This is a genomic window from Azohydromonas caseinilytica, assembly GCF_012927045.1.
Classification (GTDB): Bacteria; Pseudomonadota; Gammaproteobacteria; order Burkholderiales; family Burkholderiaceae_C; genus Azohydromonas; species Azohydromonas caseinilytica.
In genome coordinates this window covers 215,492-233,457 of record NZ_JABBFW010000002.1, presented here as the reverse complement: position 1 = coordinate 233,457, position 17,966 = coordinate 215,492, and the positions used below count along the sequence as shown (strand labels likewise).

Below are 17,966 nucleotides of genomic sequence, written 5' to 3'. Positions count from 1 at the left end.
CACGCCTGCCTTTTTCCACGAACTACTACAACCATGAGCCAGCAGCGCGTCATCCTGTGCATGAAATGGGGCACCAAGTACGGCCCCGAGTACGTCAACCGCCTCTACGCCATGGTGCGCCGGTACCTGCGCGGGGACTTCAGCTTCGTCTGCCTTACAGATGACGGCGCGGGCGTCAGGCCCGAGGTGCGCTGCCTGCCCATCCCGGACCTGGCGCTGCCCGCCAGCATTCCCGAGCGCGGCTGGAAGAAGCTCACCACCTTCGAGGCTGACCTGCACGGTCTGCGCGGGACGGCGCTGTTTCTGGACCTGGACGTGGTCATCGTGGACGACATCACGCCCTTTTTCGAGCTGCCGGGCCGGTTCCTGATCATTCACGACTGGAAGCGGCCCTGGCGCGTCACCGGCAACTCCTCCGTCTACCGCTTCGAGCTTGGCGCGCATGCGGACGTGCTGGCGCAGTTCCGCGCTCGGCCCGAGGAGGCGCGCGCCAACTTCCGCAACGAGCAGGCTTTTCTCTCCGACGTGCTGCACAAGCAGGGCAAGCTGGACTACTGGCCGGCGCCCTGGTGCGCGAGCTGGAAGTACCACTGCATTCCGCGCTTTCCCACCAACTACTGGCGCGAGCCGGCCATACCGGCAGGGGCGCGCATTCTCATCTTCCATGGCGTGATGAACCCGCCCGACGCGCTGGCCGGCCGCAGCAACGGCAACTGGCGCTACGCCCGGCCGGCCCCGTGGATTGCCAAGTACTGGACCCAATGAGCGCGCTGCCGCAGGACATGGGCGCACCCGCAGCATCTCCGGCGCGCCCGCTGCGCGTCATTCATTTCGTCACCGGCGGCTTCTCCGGCGCCACGCAGGTGGCGCTGGACCTGGTGCGCGCGGCGCTTGACGGCGGCACCCAAGCGCCGCTGCTGGCGTTGAGGCGCAAGCGGCAAACGCCGCTGGCACGCGTGGCGCAGCTGCAGCGCGAGGGCGTCCCGGTGCGGTTGGTGCCGGGCTGGTCGCATGCCGCCACGGTCTGGTCGCTGGCGCGGCTGTGCCGCGAGTTAGAGCCCGACGTGCTGGTCTGTCATGGCTTCAGCGACCACCTGTGGGGCCGCTACGCGGGCCTGCTGGCCGGCGTGCCGGTGCTGGTGCACGTGGAGCACAACTCGCGCGAGCGCTACACGCGCTGGCGTCTGGCGCAGGCGCACTGGCTGGCGCGGCGCACGGCGGCCATCGTCGGCTGCTCCGAAGGCGTGCGCCGCCAGCTCCTGGCGCTGGGCTTTCCCGCCGAGCGCACGCTGGCCATCAGCAATGGCATCCGCACCGCGCCCTTTGCCGATGCCGAGCTCCATCCCTACGCAGCGCGCACGCCGGGCATCGTCATGGCGGCCCGCTTCGCGCGTCAGAAGGACCATCCGACGCTGCTGCGCGCGCTGGCGTTGCTGCGCCAGCGCGGCCTGTGCCCGCCGCTGCTGCTGGCCGGACAGGGCAGCCGGCGCCACCTGCAGACGGCCCAGGCGCTGGCGCAGGAGCTGGGCGTGCAGGACCAGGTGCGCTTCCTGGGCCACTGCCCCGACGTGCCCGGGCTGCTGATGAGCCATCAGATCTGCGTGCTGAGCTCGCACTACGAGGGCATGCCGCTGTCGCTGGTGGAGGGCATGGCTGCCGGCTGCGCCGTGGTGGGCAGCGCCGTGCCGGGCATCCAGGAGCTGATCGAAGACGGCGTCACGGGCCGGCTGGTGGCGCATGCCGACGCCCCGGCCCTGGCCGACGCCCTTGAGCAATTGCTGCGCGACCCGGCCGCGGCCGCGGCCCTGGCGCGCCGGGCTCGTGAAGAGGTGATGCACCGTTATCGCCTTGAGGACATGACCGGCGCCTACGAGCGCCTGCTGCTGTCGCTGCGCCCGGCAGCCCCGACCCGATGAGCACCGCCCCCCTGCCCGTTTACGTCATCAACATGCCCTCGGCGGTGCAGCGGCGCCGCCGCATGCAGGCCGAGCTGCAGGCCGCGGGCATCAGGCCCGAGTGGGTCAATGCGGTGGTGGGCCGCGAGCTCGCGCCGCAGGCGCTGGCCCGGCTGTACGCGCCCGATCTGAACCGGCGCTGCTTCTTCCGCCCGCTGACGCCCGGCGAGATCGGCTGCTACGCCAGCCATCTCAAGATCTGGCAACTGATGGTGCAGCGCGGCCAGCCTTGCGCGCTGGTGCTGGAAGACGACGTGTCACCCGGCGCCGAACTGCCCGTGGTCCTGGAGGCGCTGGCACGGCGCAGCGACGAATGGGACATGGTCAAGCTCGTCGGCCGCGAGCGTGAGGCTCCCCGGCAGCGCTGGCCCCTGGTGGCCGGCGTGGACCTGGTGCGCTACCGCCGCGTGCCCAGCCTGACGGGTGCCTATGCCATCAGCCTGGAAGGTGCTCGCAAGCTCACGCGGCACCTGCCGCCCTTTGGCCGGCCGGTGGACGTGGATCTGCGCCACCATTGGGAGCATGGACTGCGCCTGTTCGGCGCCTTGCCCTACCCGGTGCAGCTCAACGAGGAGAGCTTCACCTCGACCATCGGCGTCAATCACCGCGGCCTGAGCTGGCTCCAGCGCCTGCGCAAGTGGCGCTACCAGCTCGAATACTCCTGGAACAACTTTCTCGCCGGCCGTCAGCCGCTGTGACCGCCTGCTCTCTGGTGTCGTTTGCATGTCCGAAGTACCGCCCGCGCCCGTCGCCCACCCTGTGGTCCTCTTTTCGTGGGACGGCAGCAGCCCGCCATTGCGGATGCTGCATCTCGACGCCGTGCCCGAGTTCGAGCTCATGCTGTTCGACTACTCGGGCCGCGTCACCGCGGCCGAGCAGCGGGTGGGCAAGCTGCGCTGCCGCGTGCTCTCGGGTGCCACGGAGTGCAAGGGCGAGATCTACAGCGCGCTGGCACGACACCTGGGAGAACGCGCCGAGCCGCCCGAGTACGTCGCCCTGATCGACGACGACGTGGTACTGACCGTGAGCGGCATCAACTACGCGCTGCACCTGGCGCGCTGCATCGGGATCGACTGCTTCTCGCCCGCTCTGAGCCACGACAGCGAGTACACCCACCGCTGGACGCTGCGCCTGCCCAACCGGCTGTTCCACGCCACCGACTGGGTTGAGGTCATGATGCCCTTCTACCGCGGTGCGCTGTTCCTGGCCGGCGCGCCGTACTACGAAGGCAACGTCTCGTCCTGGGGCATCGACAAGTACCTCATGCCCACGCTGCAGCAGCTTCTGGGCACGGAGCGCACCGTGATCGTCGATGCCGTCATGGCCACCCACACGCGGCCCATCACCAGCGGCATGAAGGTGTACCGCAACGGACTGACGGCCGAGCAGGAGAAGCAGCACATGAAGCAGCTCTGCCTGGAGCTGATCGAACAGCGCCGTCCCGAGCTGATGCAGGGCGAGTGGTTCAAGCGCATCTTCAGGCAGCGCCACAGCCGCACGCTGGGGCAGCGCGTGCTGCTGGGTATCGGCCGGCCGATCCGGCGCTGGCTGGAGCGCAGTACCTGAGGCACGGGCCACGAATTCTTGTAGGCAGCGCCAGCCGGTCTGGCAGAAGCCGACGGGCCAACAAAGCGCTGGAGCACCAGGAAGCCCTGCAGAAGCGTTCCGCACCCTGAAGGCGCTCAATGCGAAAAAGCCCACGGCGGGGTGCCGTTTACACTGGAGGCCGCACGCGCCTGCCCGGCCGGTGGTACACGGCAACGCGCTTCCCACGTCAACCTCTGTCGTTTTCGCCCCCGCGTGCGTCGCTGCGGGCAGCAGCACGAGCGTGACGCCAAGGGCCTCTCACGGAATCGGATCTCGAAGTCCAACGCCTCTCCACGCGCCTCCCTCCCCCGCTTGATACCTGCTGTTCCGCTCAGCGCTCTCAGGCCGTTTCTCAGCGGGCCGGGTCGATCATGGTGTTGCAAGCCCCACGGCAGCTCGCTCGTTTTCAATACCGTTCTTTATGAAAAGTTTCCGCACGGCCCCCAAGCATCACGAGCCCTCTCGGCTGAACCACCTGAAGACAGCGGCTGCCGCGAGAGGTCACAGGCTGCAGGTGGCACGCAGGCCCCAGAACACCTCGTGGCTCGATGGCGTACGGCGCTCAGCCCACGCCTTGTTCCAGGACTTAGTGCTCCGAGTCCGCATTGCGAACCGGGCTCGCTTGATGCGTCGCCGCGCCAAGCAGGGGCGCACAGCTTCGCCGTTGGTTGTGCAGGTGTCGCGTTTGGACTTGCCAGTGCCGAAGAACGCGCGCATCGATCCCCTCATGATCAGGCTGGCGACCACCGAGACTCCTGAGGTCTCCATCATCATCCCGGCTTACGGCAAGGCGGATATGACCTTGCGCTGTCTGGCTTCGCTGCACTTGGCTGCCCCGGACGTGCCCTATGAGGTCATCGTGGTGGAGGATGCTTCGGGCGAGGCTGGCGCCGAGCGCCCGGGACTGGTGCCAGGCGTGCGCTTCATCGCCAACGAGCAGAACCTGGGCTTTCTGCGCAGTTGCAACGCGGCGGCACGGATGGCGCGCGGACGCTATCTGTTGCTGCTCAACAACGACACGCAGGTCTTACCCGGCGCCGTGGAGGCCCTGCGGCACACCTTCGACATTTATTCCGATGCCGGCCTCGTGGGCTCCAAGCTGGTGTACCCCGATGGCCGTCTGCAAGAGGCCGGTGGCATCGTCTGGAGCGACGGCTCGGCGCGCAACCATGGCCGCTTCGGCGATCGCCTTGCACCCGAGTACAACTACCTGCGCGAGACAGATTACGTGTCAGGTGCTTCGATCATGGTCGATGCCGCGCTGTGGCGGCAGCTCGGCGGCTTCGACGAGCGTTTCTGCCCGGCCTACTACGAGGACACCGACTTGGCGATGCAGATTCACCAAGCCGGTCGCCTGGTGATCTACCAGCCCGCCTCGACGGTGGTCCACTTGGAAGGCGTTTCCAGCGGCACCGACACGAGCGCGGGCGTCAAGCGCTTCCAGGACATCAACGCTGAGAAGTTCCTCGACAAATGGCGCGAGGTACTGCAGCGCGATCACTACGCCAACAGCCCGCACAACATCTTCCCGGCCTGCAACCGCGCCCGTCACCAGCCTATCGTGCTGGTCACCAACGACATGGTGGTGCAGCCCGATGTTGATGCCGGCTCCAGGGCCATCGCACAGTCGATGGAGGCACTGCTGGCCATGGGCTGCGTGATCAAGTTCTGGCCGGAGAACCCGTTCGAGTTCAGCCAGTATGCCGAGCAGCTGCGTCAACAGGGCATCGAAGTCATCGCCGGGGCGCGCCGTCCTGCCTTCAAGGCGTGGATTCAGGCGCATGGACGCCACATCGATCACGCCATCCTGCACCGGCCCGAGCAGACGGCCGTGTTCCTGCCACTGGTACGCCAGCACGCACCCCAGGCGCACATCGTGTACTACGGCCATGACCTACACTACCAGCGCATCCAGGCGCAGGCCGAGCTGCAAGGCAGCGCACAGTTGAAAGCGGCTGCAGCCCAGCATCACGCCATCGAGGTCAAGATCTGGAAGAGCGCCGATGTCTCGGTGTACTTCTCGCAAGAGGAAGTCGACACCGTGCAGGCGCAGTGTCCACAAGCCAACGTGCGGGCCGTGCAGGCCTATTGCTTCGATGAAGTGGTGGTGCCGCAGCGCCCCATCGCCAGCCGACAGCTCATCTTCGTGGCCGGCTTCGGTCATCCGCCCAACGTCGATGCCGCACGATGGCTGGTCAAGGAAGTGATGCCCAAGGTATGGGCGCGGGAACCGGACGTGCAGCTCAGCCTGGTGGGCTCCAAGCCCACGGCCGAAGTCCAGGCTCTGGCTTCGGCGCAGGTGGCGGTGACCGGCTGGGTCAGTGACGAACAGCTCGCCGAGCTCTACACCCGCAGCCGCGCCGCCGTGGTGCCGCTGCGTTTTGGCGCGGGCGTCAAGCACAAAGTGGTGGAAGCCATGTCACGTGGCGTGCCCTTGGTCACGACCTCCGTGGGTGCGCAAGGCCTGCCCGGCCTAGAACACGCCAGTGCCATCGCTGACGAGGCCGACGCGCTCGCACAGCACATCGTGACACTGCTGCGCGACGACGCTGCGTGGATGAGGCTGGTGGAGCGTGCCGCCGCCTACATTCACGACCATTTCTCGCGTGCCAGCCTGCAAGATCAAATGCTGCGGCTGCTCCACACGGCACACTGACCCGAAAACATCACAGGCAGCGCCTGTGGCTAAGGTCATGGGCCCGCGTTCTCCACGGCACCCAGGAAGGCCTTGCAGGTACACGCTGCCGAGACTCATAGCAACAGCCCCGACGGCGACGCAAAGCTCACATGAAGGAAAACCGCAACCCGGTACGGCTCCGACCGCGCGCAGCTGTCACCGTTCGACACCAAGGATCTGTGTCTACTGCCGCGCGCAAGCAGCCCTGGTTGAAATCGGCCCGGACCTCTGCAGCCAAGAACATGCGCGACCTTGTGCACTGGGTTCGCATCAAGAACCGCTCGCGCGTGATCCGCAGGCGCATGAAGCGCGGTGATTACGTCATCGTGACGCCCCCCACGCCTCCATCGATGCTGGAGCTGCCAGTCTTGGAAAGCGCCCGCATTAACCCGGCAACGCTCGGATTGGCTACCAGTGAAGCACCGGACGTGTCGATCATCATCCCTGCCTACGGCAAGGTGGACGTGACGCTGCGCTGCTTGGCCGCGCTGCACCGTTTCCCGCCGACCATGCCTTACGAGGTGATCGTGGTGGAGGACGCCTCGGGCGAGGCTGACGCCGAGCGCGTCGGCTTGGTGCCCGGGGTGCGTTTTGTCGTCAACAAGCAGAACCTGGGTTTTTTGCGCAGTTGCAACGCCGCCGCACAGATGGCGCGCGGGCGCTACTTGCTGCTGCTGAACAACGACACGCAGGTCATGGCCGAAGCGGTGGACGCGCTGCGCCGAACTTTCGATGCCCACCCCCAGGCCGGCCTCGTAGGTTCCAAGCTGATCTACCCTGATGGACGGCTGCAGGAAGCCGGCGGCATCGTCTGGAGCGATGGCTCGGGCCGTAACCACGGCCGCATGGGCAACCGCTTCGCCCGCGAGTACAACTACCTGCGCGAGACGGACTATGTCTCCGGCGCCTCGATCATGGTCGAGGCAGCGCTGTGGCGGCAGCTCGGTGGCTTCGACGAGCGCTTCTGCCCGGCCTACTACGAGGACACCGACTTGGCGATGCAGATCCGCCAAGCCGGCCGCCTGGTGATCTACCAGCCCGCCTCGACGGTGGTGCACCTTGAGGGCGTTTCCAACGGCACCGATGCCAACCCGGGCATCAAGCGTTATCAGTACGTCAACGCCGGAAAGTTCCTCGACAAATGGCGCGAGGTGCTCAAGCGCGACCATTTCCCCGACAGCCCGGACAACATCGCCTTGGCGGCCGACCGTGCCCGCCATCGACCTATCGTGCTGGTGACCAACGACTTGGTCGTACAGCCTGACGTCGATGCCGGATCGCGCGCCATCATGCAGTCGCTGGAGGCCCTGGTGTCGCTGGGCTGTGTGGTCAAGTACTGGCCCGAGAACTCGAATGATTTCGGGCACTACGCCGAGACGATGCGCCTGAGCGGCATCGATGTGATCACAGGCCCGCAACGCAGCGATTTCGGCAGCTGGGTCCAGCGCTATGGCACCCACCTGAGCTACGTCATCATGCACCGCCCGCATGTCACGGCTCATTTCCTGTCGCTGGTGCGCCAGTACGCACCCCAGGCGCATGTCATCTACTACGGCCATGATCTGCACTACCAGCGCGTGCGGGCACAGGCCAAAGTGCAGGACGACATCGGCATGCGCAAGGCCGCAGCGGAGCTCCACGAAGTGGAGGCCGGCATCTGGCAGCGCGTGGACGTATCGGTGTACTTCTCGCAAGAAGAAGTGGACTCGGTCCGTTCCCAATGCCCATGGGTCCAGGCACAGGCCGTGCAGGCCTATTGCTTCGATGAAGTGGTGGTGCCGCAGCGCCCCATCGCCAGCCGACAGCTCATCTTCGTGGCCGGCTTCGGTCATCCGCCCAACGTCGATGCCGCGCGATGGCTGGTCAAGGAAGTGATGCCCATGGTGTGGGCGCAGGAGCCGGACGTGCAGCTCGGCTTGGTGGGCTCCAAGCCCACACCGGAAGTTTTGGCCTTGCAATCGAAGCAGGTGGAGGTCACCGGCTGGGTCAGCGACGAGCGATTGGCCGAGCTCTATGCCGCCAGCCGTGTCGCCGTCGTACCGCTGCGCTTCGGAGCGGGTGTAAAGCACAAGGTAGTGGAAGCCTTGTCCCAGGGCGTGCCGCTGGTCACGACCTCGGTCGGTGCACAGGGCCTGCCGGGCCTGGAAAAGGCCTGCGCCATCGCCGACGAGGCACAGGCTCTGGCCCAGCACATCGTGACGCTGCTGCGCGACGAGGCCGCATGGATGGACCAGGCACGCGGAGCAGCCGCCTACATTCATGAGCATTTCTCGCGCAGCAGCATGCAGCGCCAGTTGGCCGAACTGCTGCAGGCTGCGGCGGATTGAGCGCCACGCCATCGGTCCCGTTGCCGCTGGCCGGGTGAGGCTGAGGAAGCCGCTTTTCAAGGAATATTCATGCGTCTTGGTTTAGGCGGTTGGCGGTTTTTTCTCGCATTCCTCGTCGCGATATCGCATCTCTACAAGGACATGATCCATGGACCAGCCGCCTATGCGGTCTGGGGGTTCTTTGTCCTGAGCGGTTACCTGATGACCTTCGTGCTGACCACGAAGTACGGCTTCGACCGTAAAGGCCTCAAGAGCTACGCCTTTAACCGTTTCCTGAGGATCTACCCCGGCTACATCGTGGTGCTGGTCCTGGGCGTGATCACGCTCACGGCTCTGCGAGCCGCGCAGGTCGATCCGGCACGGCTCAATCCCCAGTTCAACATGCCCCAGACGGCCGGGCAGTGGCTCAGCAATATCGCCATGGTCCCGTTCGTGTCCCTACCGGCCTTGCCCGTACCAGTGGCAGGCGCGTTGTTTGTCGAGGTATGGGTGTATGCGCTGATGCCGTTGTTTGCCCGCAGCCGGCACGCGGCCATCCTGGCGCTGCTGGTGGCCTTGGCAGCCAATCAGCAGTTCGGGTTTGGGGTCCAGACGTTTGCGGTGCGCTATTCCGGTTTCGGCACCTGCCTAGTGGCTTTTGCGGCGGGTTCGGTGGTGTGCCATTACCGAGCAGCCCTGGCCCGCTATGCGGCGCCGGTGCTCAGTGTCGTCATCTGGTGCCTGCACGGCCTGTACTGGCTGCATGACAGCAGTTGGCCCTGGAACTGCGGCATTCTCGTGTCGGTGCCCCTGTCGGCCTGGGTGGTCGTGTCGCTGGCCGAGATCAGGACCGGCACCTTTGACCGGTGGCTCGGCGACCTGTCCTACCCCATGTACCTGCTGCACACGACTGTGGGCGCTTGGTTCCTGTCCGGGTACGGCTATGACCGCCCACTGAGCTTTTTCGCCGTGTCGTTCGCGGTGACGCTGCTGCTGTCTTGGCTGATGGTCGTGTTGATGGACCGCCCGCTGCACGGCAAGAAGGTCAATCCCGTGAAGGCGCCCGACGACGAGAAGCTGGCGCAACCGCTTCACACTTGACCGGCCGCCTGCGGTCCCGTGGGAAACCGGGACCTACCCTGTAACGCGTCAAGCGGCCTGCTGGGCCTGCACCATCGCCGCGTAGCGCCCGTGCTGTACCAGCAGCTCGGCATGAGTTCCCTGCTCCACAACGCGTCCGTTCTCCATCACGCAAATGGCATCGGCATTGCGGATGGTGCTCAGCCGGTGGGCGATGACGATCATCGTCTTCTGGCCCTGCCACTGCTCCAGCGCCTGCTGGATGGCGCGCTCGCTCTCGGTGTCCAGCGCCGAGGTGGCCTCGTCCAGGATCCACACCGGTGCGTCCTTGTAGAGCGCGCGGGCGATGGCCAGGCGCTGGCGCTGGCCGCCCGAAAGCCGGCTGCCGTTGACGCCGATGGGCGTCTGCAGCCCTTCGGGCAGGCTGCGCACGAAGTCCCACAGCGCCGCGGCGCGCAGGCAGGTTTCCACCCGCGCGGCGTCGAAGGGCTGGGCATAGACGACGTTGGCCGCGATGGAACCGTCAAAGAGCACGATCTCCTGCGACACCACGGCGAACTGCCGTCGCAGCGAGGCCTTGGTCAGCTCCTGCACCGGCACGCCGTCGAGCAGCAGCTGCCCTGACTCCGGCTGGGCAAAGCCCAGCAGTGCGTTGACGACACTGGTCTTGCCCGCGCCCGAGCTGCCCACCAGCGCCACCGTGGTACCGGGTTGCACCGTCAACGACAGCGCCTTGAGCGCCGGCTGCTCGGTGCCGGGATAGCGCACCGTCACGTCCTCGAACGTGATTGTCCCCTGCGCCCGCTCCAGCGTGCGCTGTCCCAGGTCGGGTTCCGGCGGTGAGTCCATGAGTTCGAAGCTCGCACGCGCACCGATCAAGGCGCCCACGATGGATTGGGACACGTCGGTAAGCGGCCGTGTCTTGGACACCAGTAGCAGCAGTGCCGCCACGTAGGCGGCGAACTCACCCACCGTGGCGCCTTGCTGCTGTGCCTGGTAGAGCGCCAGCGTCACGATGGCGGCCACGCCCAGGCTGGCCACCAGCTGCGACATCGGCGTCATCATGGCCGAGGCCGCGGCGCTCTTGACGGCATAGCGCTGCACCACGCGCGCCTGGCTCGCAAAGCGCCCCGTCTCGAAGTCCGCGGCGTCGAAGGTGCGGATCACGCGCCAGGCGCGCGCCAGGTCGTCGACCACGGACACCAGCCGGATCTGCTCCTGGTAGCCCGCCGAGCCAACATGCAGGATACGCCGGTGCACCGCGCGCACGCCAAAGCGCAGCATCGGTACCGTGACCAGTGCCAGCAGCGTGAGTTGCCAGTTCAGATAGAACAGATAGCCCAGCAGCGCGATCGCGGTGGTGCCGTCGCGCAGCACGGTGATGATGGCGCCGCCCAGCTGGCCGGCCACGTTTTGCGGATCGTTGATGACCTTGGTCACGATCACGCCCGGGGGGAACTGCGAGAACAGCGGCGCGTCGGCCCGCAACACCGCCGCAGCCAACTGCCGGCGCAGCTCCAGCACCACGTGCGAGACGCTGCGTTGAAGCATGTAGGTGCCCGCGAAACTGAGCCCGCCCCGCACCATGAACAGCCCGATCAACGCCACGGGCACCGACCACAGCGGAAAGGCCGGCTTCTCCAGAAAGCCCTTGTCCAGTGCCTGCTGCAACAGCCACGGAATCAGCGGCTCGGTGGCCGAGCCGGCAAAGAAGGCCACGATGGCCACCGCCAGGCCGTAACGCTCGGGCCAGAAATAGCGGGCCAGCCTCTTGGCGATCTGCTTGTTCGTCGTCGGAGTACTGCTCATGCCGTTCTCCGAGCGGGGCGCGGCCGGAGGAAGTGCGTTGTCATCAGGGCCGCGATGCTAGCGAAGTTTTGCAGGCCGCCAGCCGCGAAAAGCCGCTTCGCCAGCACGCCTGAGCGCGCACGTGCACAAGGTGGCGGAATGAAGGGATTTTCCAGCGTCACCCCGCACCCGCCGCCCGGAAAACGCGGCGCCAGGCAGGGCGCGTGTGGAGCGCCGGGGGTGCTACCTTGGACGCCCGCCTTCTCCGGAGCGTGCCCATGTCCCTCTTGCCTGCCCTGCGCACGGCCAGCCGCCGCGCCGCCGTCCTGGCCGCCACGCTGACCGCGCCGCTTGCCCTCGCGGCCGTGGACGTCAACACCGCCACGCAGGCGCAGCTGGAGCAGCTGCGCGGCATCGGCGTGACGATGTCGGAGAAGCTGCTGGCCGAGCGCGCACGCCAGCCCTTCGCCGACTGGGCCGACCTGATCAAACGCGTGCCCGGCGTCAGCGCCAAGAGCGCCGCCCGGCTCTCCGAGCAAGGGCTGCGCGTGGGCGAGCAGCCCTACGAGGCGCCGCCGCCGCGCTGAGCAGGCCGCGGCGCGGCGCCGCGCCCGTCAGTCCTTGTGCTTGCCGTGGCCGTGACCATGGCCATGACCGCGGCCGGGGTGGTCGTCGCGACGGTCATCCCAGCCGCCCCGATCGCCCCAGTCACCGCGGTCGCGGCGGTCGTCGTCGCGGTAGCCGCCGCGCTCGCCGCGGTACGGCAGCACGTGCTGGCGGTACCAGCGGTCCTGCACGAAGTACACCGGCACGCCGCAGGCGTTGTAGCGGCCGCAGTAGCTCTTCCAGCTCTTCTGGTGCCCCGGCGGCACCCACAGGTACACCGGCTGCGGCTGCGCCACCACGTAGGCCGGCTGCTGAACGACCACCGGCTGCGCCACCACCACGGCGGGCTGCGGGAAGCGGCCGATGTCGATGCGGCCGTACACACCCGGGTCGCTGATCTGCACCGACACGCCCACGTCAGCCGCGCGCGCGGGCGCCAGGGACAGGAGCGAGACGGCGGCCAGCGTGGCGCAGAAAAAGGACTTCATTCGGTTCCCGTGCTTATGGTTGGACATGTCCAACGTGCCGCGCGCCCGCAGCGGCGACAGCATCCAGCCTTGGAGTTGAATCAGCTTGTAGCTTCGGCGCCGTACACCAGGCGGCTCAGGCCATGCGTGCCGCGCGACCAGCACGCCAGCGCCTCGTCGCTGGGATAGAAGCGCGCGGCGTCGCCCAGGTCCAGCTCGGCCTGCGCGCCCTCGCGCTGCAGCAGCAGCCGCACCGTCAGGCCCTGCAGGTGCTCGCCGGCCTCGTCCTCCAGGCGCCGCGCCGGGAAGTCGCGCAGCACTTCCTCCACCGGCGGCGTGGTGCCGTTGACGGGCACGCGCAGGTAGCGCGCGAAACGGCAGCGCGCGGCGGCCAGGTCCCACACCTGCTGCACATTGAGCCGCAGGCCGCCGCTGAAGCGGTCGGGCTGGGCCTTGCCCTGCACGATGACGAGCTCGTCGTCGCGCAGCAGCTCCTTGTTGGCGTCGAGCAGCCGCTCGTCGGCCACGGCCTCGATGAAGCCGCTGCGGTCGTCGAGCTTGAAGATGCCCACGCGCCCGCGCGCGCCGTTGACGATGCGCAGCTCGGTGACGATGCCCGCGAGCAGCTGCGGCTCGCGGCTGTCCTGCAGCTCGGCCACGCGCAGCCGCGCGAAGCGCCGCACCTCCTGCTCGCACTGGTCGAAGAGGTGGCCGCTGAGGAAGAAGCCGATGGCCGTCTTCTCGTGCAGCAGCCGCTCCTTGATGCTCCAGGGCTCCACCGCCACCAGCGGCGGCTCCTGGGTGCTGGCGCCATGGGCGTCGTCGCCGAAGTCGAACAGGCCGCCCTGGTCGGCATGCGCGGCCTGCGTGTTGGCCCACTCGAAGGCCAGCGGCACGCTGGCCAGCAGCGAGGCGCGCTGGTCGGGATGCAGGGCATCGAAGGCGCCGGCCTTGACCAGCGCCTCCGCCACGCGCTTGTTGACGCGGCTGCGGTCCACGCGGGCGCAGAAGTCGAACAGGCTCTTGAAGGGGCCGCCCTCGTTGCGTGCGGCGACGATGGCCTCGATCGCCCCCTGCCCCGTGCCCTTGATCGCGCCCAGCCCGTAGCGGATGCGCTTGTTCTCCACCGGCTCGAAGCGGTACACGCTGTGGTTCACGTCCGGCGGGTCGAACTCGATGCCGAAGTTGCCGCGCGCATCGGCCAGCAGCACCTTGAGCTTGTCGGTGTCGTCGAGCTCGATGGTCATGTTGGCCGCGAAGAACTCGGCCGTGTAGTGCACCTTGAGCCAGCCCGTGTGGTAGGCCAGCAGCGAGTACGCGGCGGCGTGCGACTTGTTGAAGCCGTAGCCCGCGAACTTCTCCATCAGGTCGAAGACCTCGTCGGCCTTGGCCTGGTCGATGCCCTTCTCTTTCGCACCGGCGCGGAAGATCTCGCGGTGCTTGGCCATCTCCTCGGGCTTCTTCTTGCCCATGGCGCGGCGCAGCATGTCGGCGCCGCCGAGCGAGTAGCCGCCGAGCACCTGCGCCACCTGCATCACCTGCTCCTGGTAGACCATGATCCCGTAGGTCTCGGCCAGCACCGGCTCGGTGAAGGGATGCGGGTACTCCACCGGCTCGCGGCCGTGCTTGCGCGCCACGAAGGTGGGGATCAGGTCCATCGGGCCGGGACGGTACAGCGCGTTGAGCGCGATCAGGTCCTCCAGCCGGCTGGGCTTGGCGTCGCGCAGCATGCCCTGCATGCCGCGGCTTTCGAACTGGAACACCGCCTCGGTCAGGCCCTTGGAGAACAGCTCGTAGACGCGCCGGTCGTCCAGCGGGATGGTTTCGAACGCAAAGTCCTTCCGGTCCGGGTGGCGGCTGATGATGAACTGGCGCGCCAGCTCCAGGATGGTCAGCGTGGCCAGGCCCAGGAAGTCGAACTTCACCAGGCCGATGGCCTCCACGTCGTCCTTGTCGTACTGGCTCACCGCCGAGTCGCTGCCGGGCTGCTGGTAGAGCGGGCAGAAGTCGGTGATCTTGCCCGGCGCAATGAGCACGCCGCCGGCGTGCATGCCGATGTTGCGCACCAGGCCTTCGACGTTCATGGCCAGCTTCAGCAGCTCGGCCACCTCTTCTTCCGCGGCCTCGCGCTGCTCCAGCTCCGGCGCCTCCTGGCGCGCGTAGATGACGTTGGACTCGGGCTTGTCCGGCACCTTGGCCAGCGTCACCGTCTTGCCCGGCGGCGCGGGGATCAGCTTGGCGATGCTGTCCACGTGGCCGTAGCCCATGCCCAGCACGCGGCCCACGTCGCGCAGCGCGGCCTTGGCGGCCATGGTGCCGAAGGTGGCGATCTGGCTCACCGCCTCGCGGCCGTACTTGTTCTTGACGTACTCGATGACCCGGTCGCGGTTGCCTTGGCAGAAGTCGATGTCGAAGTCGGGCATCGACACGCGCTCGGGATTGAGGAAGCGCTCGAACAGCAGGTTGTATTGCAGCGGGTCGAGGTCCGTGATCAGCAGCGCGTAGGCCACCAGCGAGCCCGCGCCCGAGCCCCGGCCCGGGCCGACGGGGCAGCCGTTTTCCTTGGCCCACTTGATGAAGTCCGAGACGATCAGGAAGTAGCCTGGGAAGCCCATCTTCAGGATGGTGCCGATCTCGAACTCCAGCCGCTCCACGTAGCGCGCTCGCTCGGCCTCGCGCTGGGCCGCGTCGGGGAACAGCAGTTGCAGGCGCTGCTCCAGGCCGTCGAAGGAGGCCTGCCGGAAATAGTCCGCGATGGGCATGCGGCTGCCGTCGGGCAGCAGCGGCGTGGGGAAGTCGGGCAGCTGCGGCTTGCCCAGCACCAGGCTCAGGCTGCAGCGCTTGGCGATCTCCACGGTGTTGGCGATGGCGCTGGGCACGTCGGCGAACAGCTTCTCCATCTCGGCCTGGGTCTTGAAGTGCTGCTCGCGGCTGAAGCGCTTGACCCGGCGCGGGTTGCCCAGCGTCTCGCCCTCGGCAATGCACACGCGCGCCTCGTGCGCCTCGAAATCCGCGGGCTCCAGGAACTGGACCGGGTGCGTCGCCACCACCGGCAGCTGCAGCTGCGCCGCGAGCTGCACCGCCGCGCGCACATGCGCCTCGTTGCCGGGCAGCCCGGCGCGCTGCAGCTCCAGGTAGAAGCGCTGCGGGAACAGCGCCGCCAGGCGCTGCGCCGCCGCCTTGGCGCGGCGCAGGTCGCCGGCCGTCAGCGCCAGGCCGACGCAGCCGCAGTCGGCGCCGGAGAGCGCGATCAGCCCCTCGCCCAGCTCCTGCAGCCACTCCCACTTCACCCAGGCCTGCGCGCGCTGGGTGTTGCGTGTCCAGGCGCGCGCCAGCAGTTCGCTGAGGTTGTGGTAGCCGTCGATGTTCTGCACCAGCAGCGCCAGGCGGCTGGGCTGTGCCTGCCCCTCCTCGGGCTCCATCCACACGTCCACGCCGATGACGGGCTTGAGGCCCTTCTTGCGGCAGGTGTTGTAGAACTTGACGGCGCCGAAGAGGTTGTTGAGGTCGGTGATGCCCAGCGCCACCTGGCCGTCGGCGCGTGCCGCGGCCACGGCCTCGTCGATGCGGAGCGTGCCGTCGACGACGGAATATTCGGTATGAGTGCGCAGGTGAACGAAAGGCATCCCGGGATTTTACGAAGCCCCCCCTGCCAGAATCCCGGCCGTGAACGCCGTACTGAACATCTCCGCCTACAAGTTCCTGCACCTGCCCGACACGGCCGCCCTGCGCGACAAGCTCCACGCCGAGGCCTTGACACGGGGCCTCAAGGGCACCGTGCTGCTCGCCGAGGAAGGCATCAACCTGTTCCTGGCCGGCGCCCCGGAAGCGGTGCGCGGCTGGGTCGCGCAGCTTCAAGCCGACGCGCGATTTGCCGATATCGCTCCCAAGGAAAGCATCAGCGACACCGTGCCCTTCAAGCGACTGCTCGTGAAGATCAAGCGCGAAATCATCCGCATGAACCGCCCGGCGATCCGGCCGGCGCAAGGCCGCGCGCCCGCGCTGCCGGCGCCCACGCTGGCGCGCTGGCTGGAGCAGGGCCACGACGACGAGGGCCGCCCCGTGGTGATGCTGGATACCCGCAACGCCTTCGAGGTCGATGCCGGCGCCTTCGAGGACGCCATCGACTGGCGGCTGCAGAAGTTCAGCGACTTTCCCGCCGCGCTGCACGAGAACCTGGACGGGCTGCGCGACAAGACCGTGGTGAGCTACTGCACCGGCGGCATCCGCTGCGAGAAGGCGGCGCTGCTGATGCAGGACGCCGGGCTGCCCCGTGTGTGGCAGCTCGAAGGCGGCATCCTCAAGTACTTCGAGGAAACGAGCGCCCCGCGCTGGCGCGGCGCTTGTTTCGTGTTCGATGAGCGCATCGGCCTGGCGCCGGACCTCCAGCCCGCCGCCTGAGCGCAGCCTGCGCGCCAGGCTGCTGCGGCTGGTCGGCCTCACGCTGATGGCCGGCGCCGCGGCGGCCGCGTGGTGGCGCGCTCCCGAGTGGCCGGTGCAGACGCTGGTGGAACGCTGGGGCATGCCGCCCTCCACCTTCGTCGAGCTCCAGGGCGCCGCCGTGCACCTGCGCGACGAGGGCCCGCTGCAAGACTCTGCCCCCCTGCTGCTGCTGCACGGCGTGGGCGGCAGCCTGCACGACTGGGAACCCTGGGCCCAGGCGCTGAAGGCCTCCCACCGCGTGATCCGCCTGGACCTGCCGGGCAACGGCCTGTCCGACGCAGCCCCGGGCGACGACTACCGCAGCGAGACCGAAGCGCGCCGCATGCTGGCGCTGCTGGACCAGCTGGGCGTGGCGCGGGTGCGCGTCGTGGGCCATGGCCGCGGCGGCGAGGTGGCGGTGCAGATGGCGCTGCTGGCGCCGCGGCGCGTGCAGCGGCTGCTGCTGGTGGCCGCCGCGCCGCTGGCGGCCGAGGTGCTGCCGCCGGTGCTGCGCCTGGCGCCGTCGCTCCCCTGGCCGCAATGGGTGGTGAGCTCGATGCTGCCGGGCCCGCTGGTGACCGGCGCGCTGCAGTCGCTCTACGCCGACCCGAGCCGCCTCACGCCGGAACAGGTCGAACGCCGCCTGGTGCTGCTGCGGCGCGAGGGCAACCGCTGGGCGCTGCTGCAGCAGTGGCGCCAGGACCAGTCCACGGCCGACGCCGACGCGACCTTCGCCCGGCTGCGCCTGCCGGTGCTGCTGCTGTGGGGCGAGGCCGACGCGCTGGCGCCGCCGGCCCAGGCGCGGGCGCTGCAACAGAAGATTCCCGGCAGCCGGCTGCAACTGCTCGACGGCGTGGGCCACCTGCCGCAGGAGGAGGCGCCGGCGCGCAGCCTGGCGGCGGCGCAGGGGTTCATCGAGGGGCGCTGATCTGTAGGGCTGCCCGGGAGCAGCTGTTGGGATGCAGGCCGTGAGCTGACGCGTTCCGCACACCGGTTTCGTCATCCCCGCGCAGGCGGGGACCCAGGCGGCCCCCTGTTGGCCGTAAGTAGAGGCGCAGGCAGGCCGATGCCAGAACTA

General features: G+C 68.1%; 13 protein-coding genes. 10 read left to right on the top strand and 3 right to left on the bottom strand.

Annotation, left to right across the window (positions count from 1 at the left end; translation table 11 throughout):
- The first annotated feature begins 33 nt into the window (after positions 1-33).
- From HHL10_RS04135 to HHL10_RS04105, 7 genes are all read left to right on the top strand, one after another.
- Positions 34-765 carry a glycosyltransferase gene (locus tag HHL10_RS04135; RefSeq protein WP_169159080.1) on the top strand — a complete coding sequence of 244 codons (732 nt, stop codon included), beginning with the start codon at positions 34-36 and terminating at the stop codon, positions 763-765.
- Positions 762-1,916, top strand: a complete 1,155-nt coding sequence (locus tag HHL10_RS04130) for a glycosyltransferase (protein ID WP_235971071.1) — start codon at positions 762-764, stop codon at positions 1,914-1,916. Before HHL10_RS04135 ends, HHL10_RS04130 begins: the two co-directional genes overlap by 4 nt.
- The gene (locus tag HHL10_RS04125) at positions 1,913-2,653 is read left to right on the top strand and encodes a glycosyltransferase family 25 protein (RefSeq protein ID WP_169159079.1); all 741 of its coding nucleotides are present in this window, start codon (positions 1,913-1,915) and stop codon (positions 2,651-2,653) included. Before HHL10_RS04130 ends, HHL10_RS04125 begins: the two co-directional genes overlap by 4 nt.
- Positions 2,654-2,756: 103 nt before the next feature.
- Entirely contained in the window at positions 2,757-3,521 is a 765-nt protein-coding gene (locus tag HHL10_RS04120) for a hypothetical protein (protein WP_205832901.1), read from the top strand.
- A gap of 646 nt (positions 3,522-4,167) precedes the next feature.
- Positions 4,168-6,198 (top strand): glycosyltransferase, encoded by a 2,031-nt coding sequence (locus HHL10_RS04115; RefSeq protein WP_169159077.1) that lies wholly within the window; start codon positions 4,168-4,170, stop codon positions 6,196-6,198.
- Positions 6,199-6,461: 263 nt separating this feature from the next.
- On the top strand, positions 6,462-8,546 hold the full coding sequence (locus tag HHL10_RS04110; RefSeq protein ID WP_169159076.1) for a glycosyltransferase: 2,085 nt from the start codon (positions 6,462-6,464) through the stop codon (positions 8,544-8,546).
- A 69-nt stretch (positions 8,547-8,615) separates the two neighbouring features.
- Positions 8,616-9,626 (top strand): acyltransferase family protein, encoded by a 1,011-nt coding sequence (locus HHL10_RS04105; RefSeq protein ID WP_169159075.1) that lies wholly within the window; start codon positions 8,616-8,618, stop codon positions 9,624-9,626.
- 48 nt (positions 9,627-9,674) lie between these two features.
- On the opposite strand, the gene msbA is transcribed toward HHL10_RS04105, so the two are convergent.
- Positions 9,675-11,414 carry a lipid A export permease/ATP-binding protein MsbA gene (gene msbA / locus HHL10_RS04100; protein ID WP_169159074.1) on the bottom strand — a complete coding sequence of 580 codons (1,740 nt, stop codon included), beginning with the start codon at positions 11,412-11,414 and terminating at the stop codon, positions 9,675-9,677.
- A gap of 257 nt (positions 11,415-11,671) precedes the next feature.
- Between msbA and HHL10_RS04095 the strand changes: the two genes are divergently transcribed.
- Complete coding sequence (locus HHL10_RS04095; protein WP_169159073.1) at positions 11,672-11,980, top strand: ComEA family DNA-binding protein; 309 nt, start codon at positions 11,672-11,674, stop codon at positions 11,978-11,980.
- A 27-nt stretch (positions 11,981-12,007) separates the two neighbouring features.
- Here the strand turns inward: HHL10_RS04095 and HHL10_RS04090 are convergent, their stop codons facing one another.
- On the bottom strand, positions 12,008-12,487 hold the full coding sequence (locus HHL10_RS04090) for a hypothetical protein (protein WP_169159072.1): 480 nt from the start codon (positions 12,485-12,487) through the stop codon (positions 12,008-12,010).
- Positions 12,488-12,567: 80 nt separating this feature from the next.
- Entirely contained in the window at positions 12,568-16,092 is a 3,525-nt protein-coding gene (gene dnaE / locus HHL10_RS04085; protein WP_169159071.1) for a DNA polymerase III subunit alpha, read from the bottom strand.
- 40 nt (positions 16,093-16,132) lie between these two features.
- Here dnaE and HHL10_RS04080 point away from each other — a divergent pair, with 40 nt between their 5' ends.
- Together HHL10_RS04080 and HHL10_RS04075 are read left to right on the top strand one after the other, a co-directional pair.
- A complete protein-coding gene (locus tag HHL10_RS04080; protein ID WP_169159070.1) occupies positions 16,133-16,867 on the top strand; it encodes a sulfurtransferase in 735 nt (244 codons plus the stop codon).
- Positions 16,824-17,816 carry an alpha/beta fold hydrolase gene (locus HHL10_RS04075; RefSeq protein WP_169159069.1) on the top strand — a complete coding sequence of 331 codons (993 nt, stop codon included), beginning with the start codon at positions 16,824-16,826 and terminating at the stop codon, positions 17,814-17,816. Before HHL10_RS04080 ends, HHL10_RS04075 begins: the two co-directional genes overlap by 44 nt.
- Positions 17,817-17,966 lie beyond the last annotated feature (150 nt).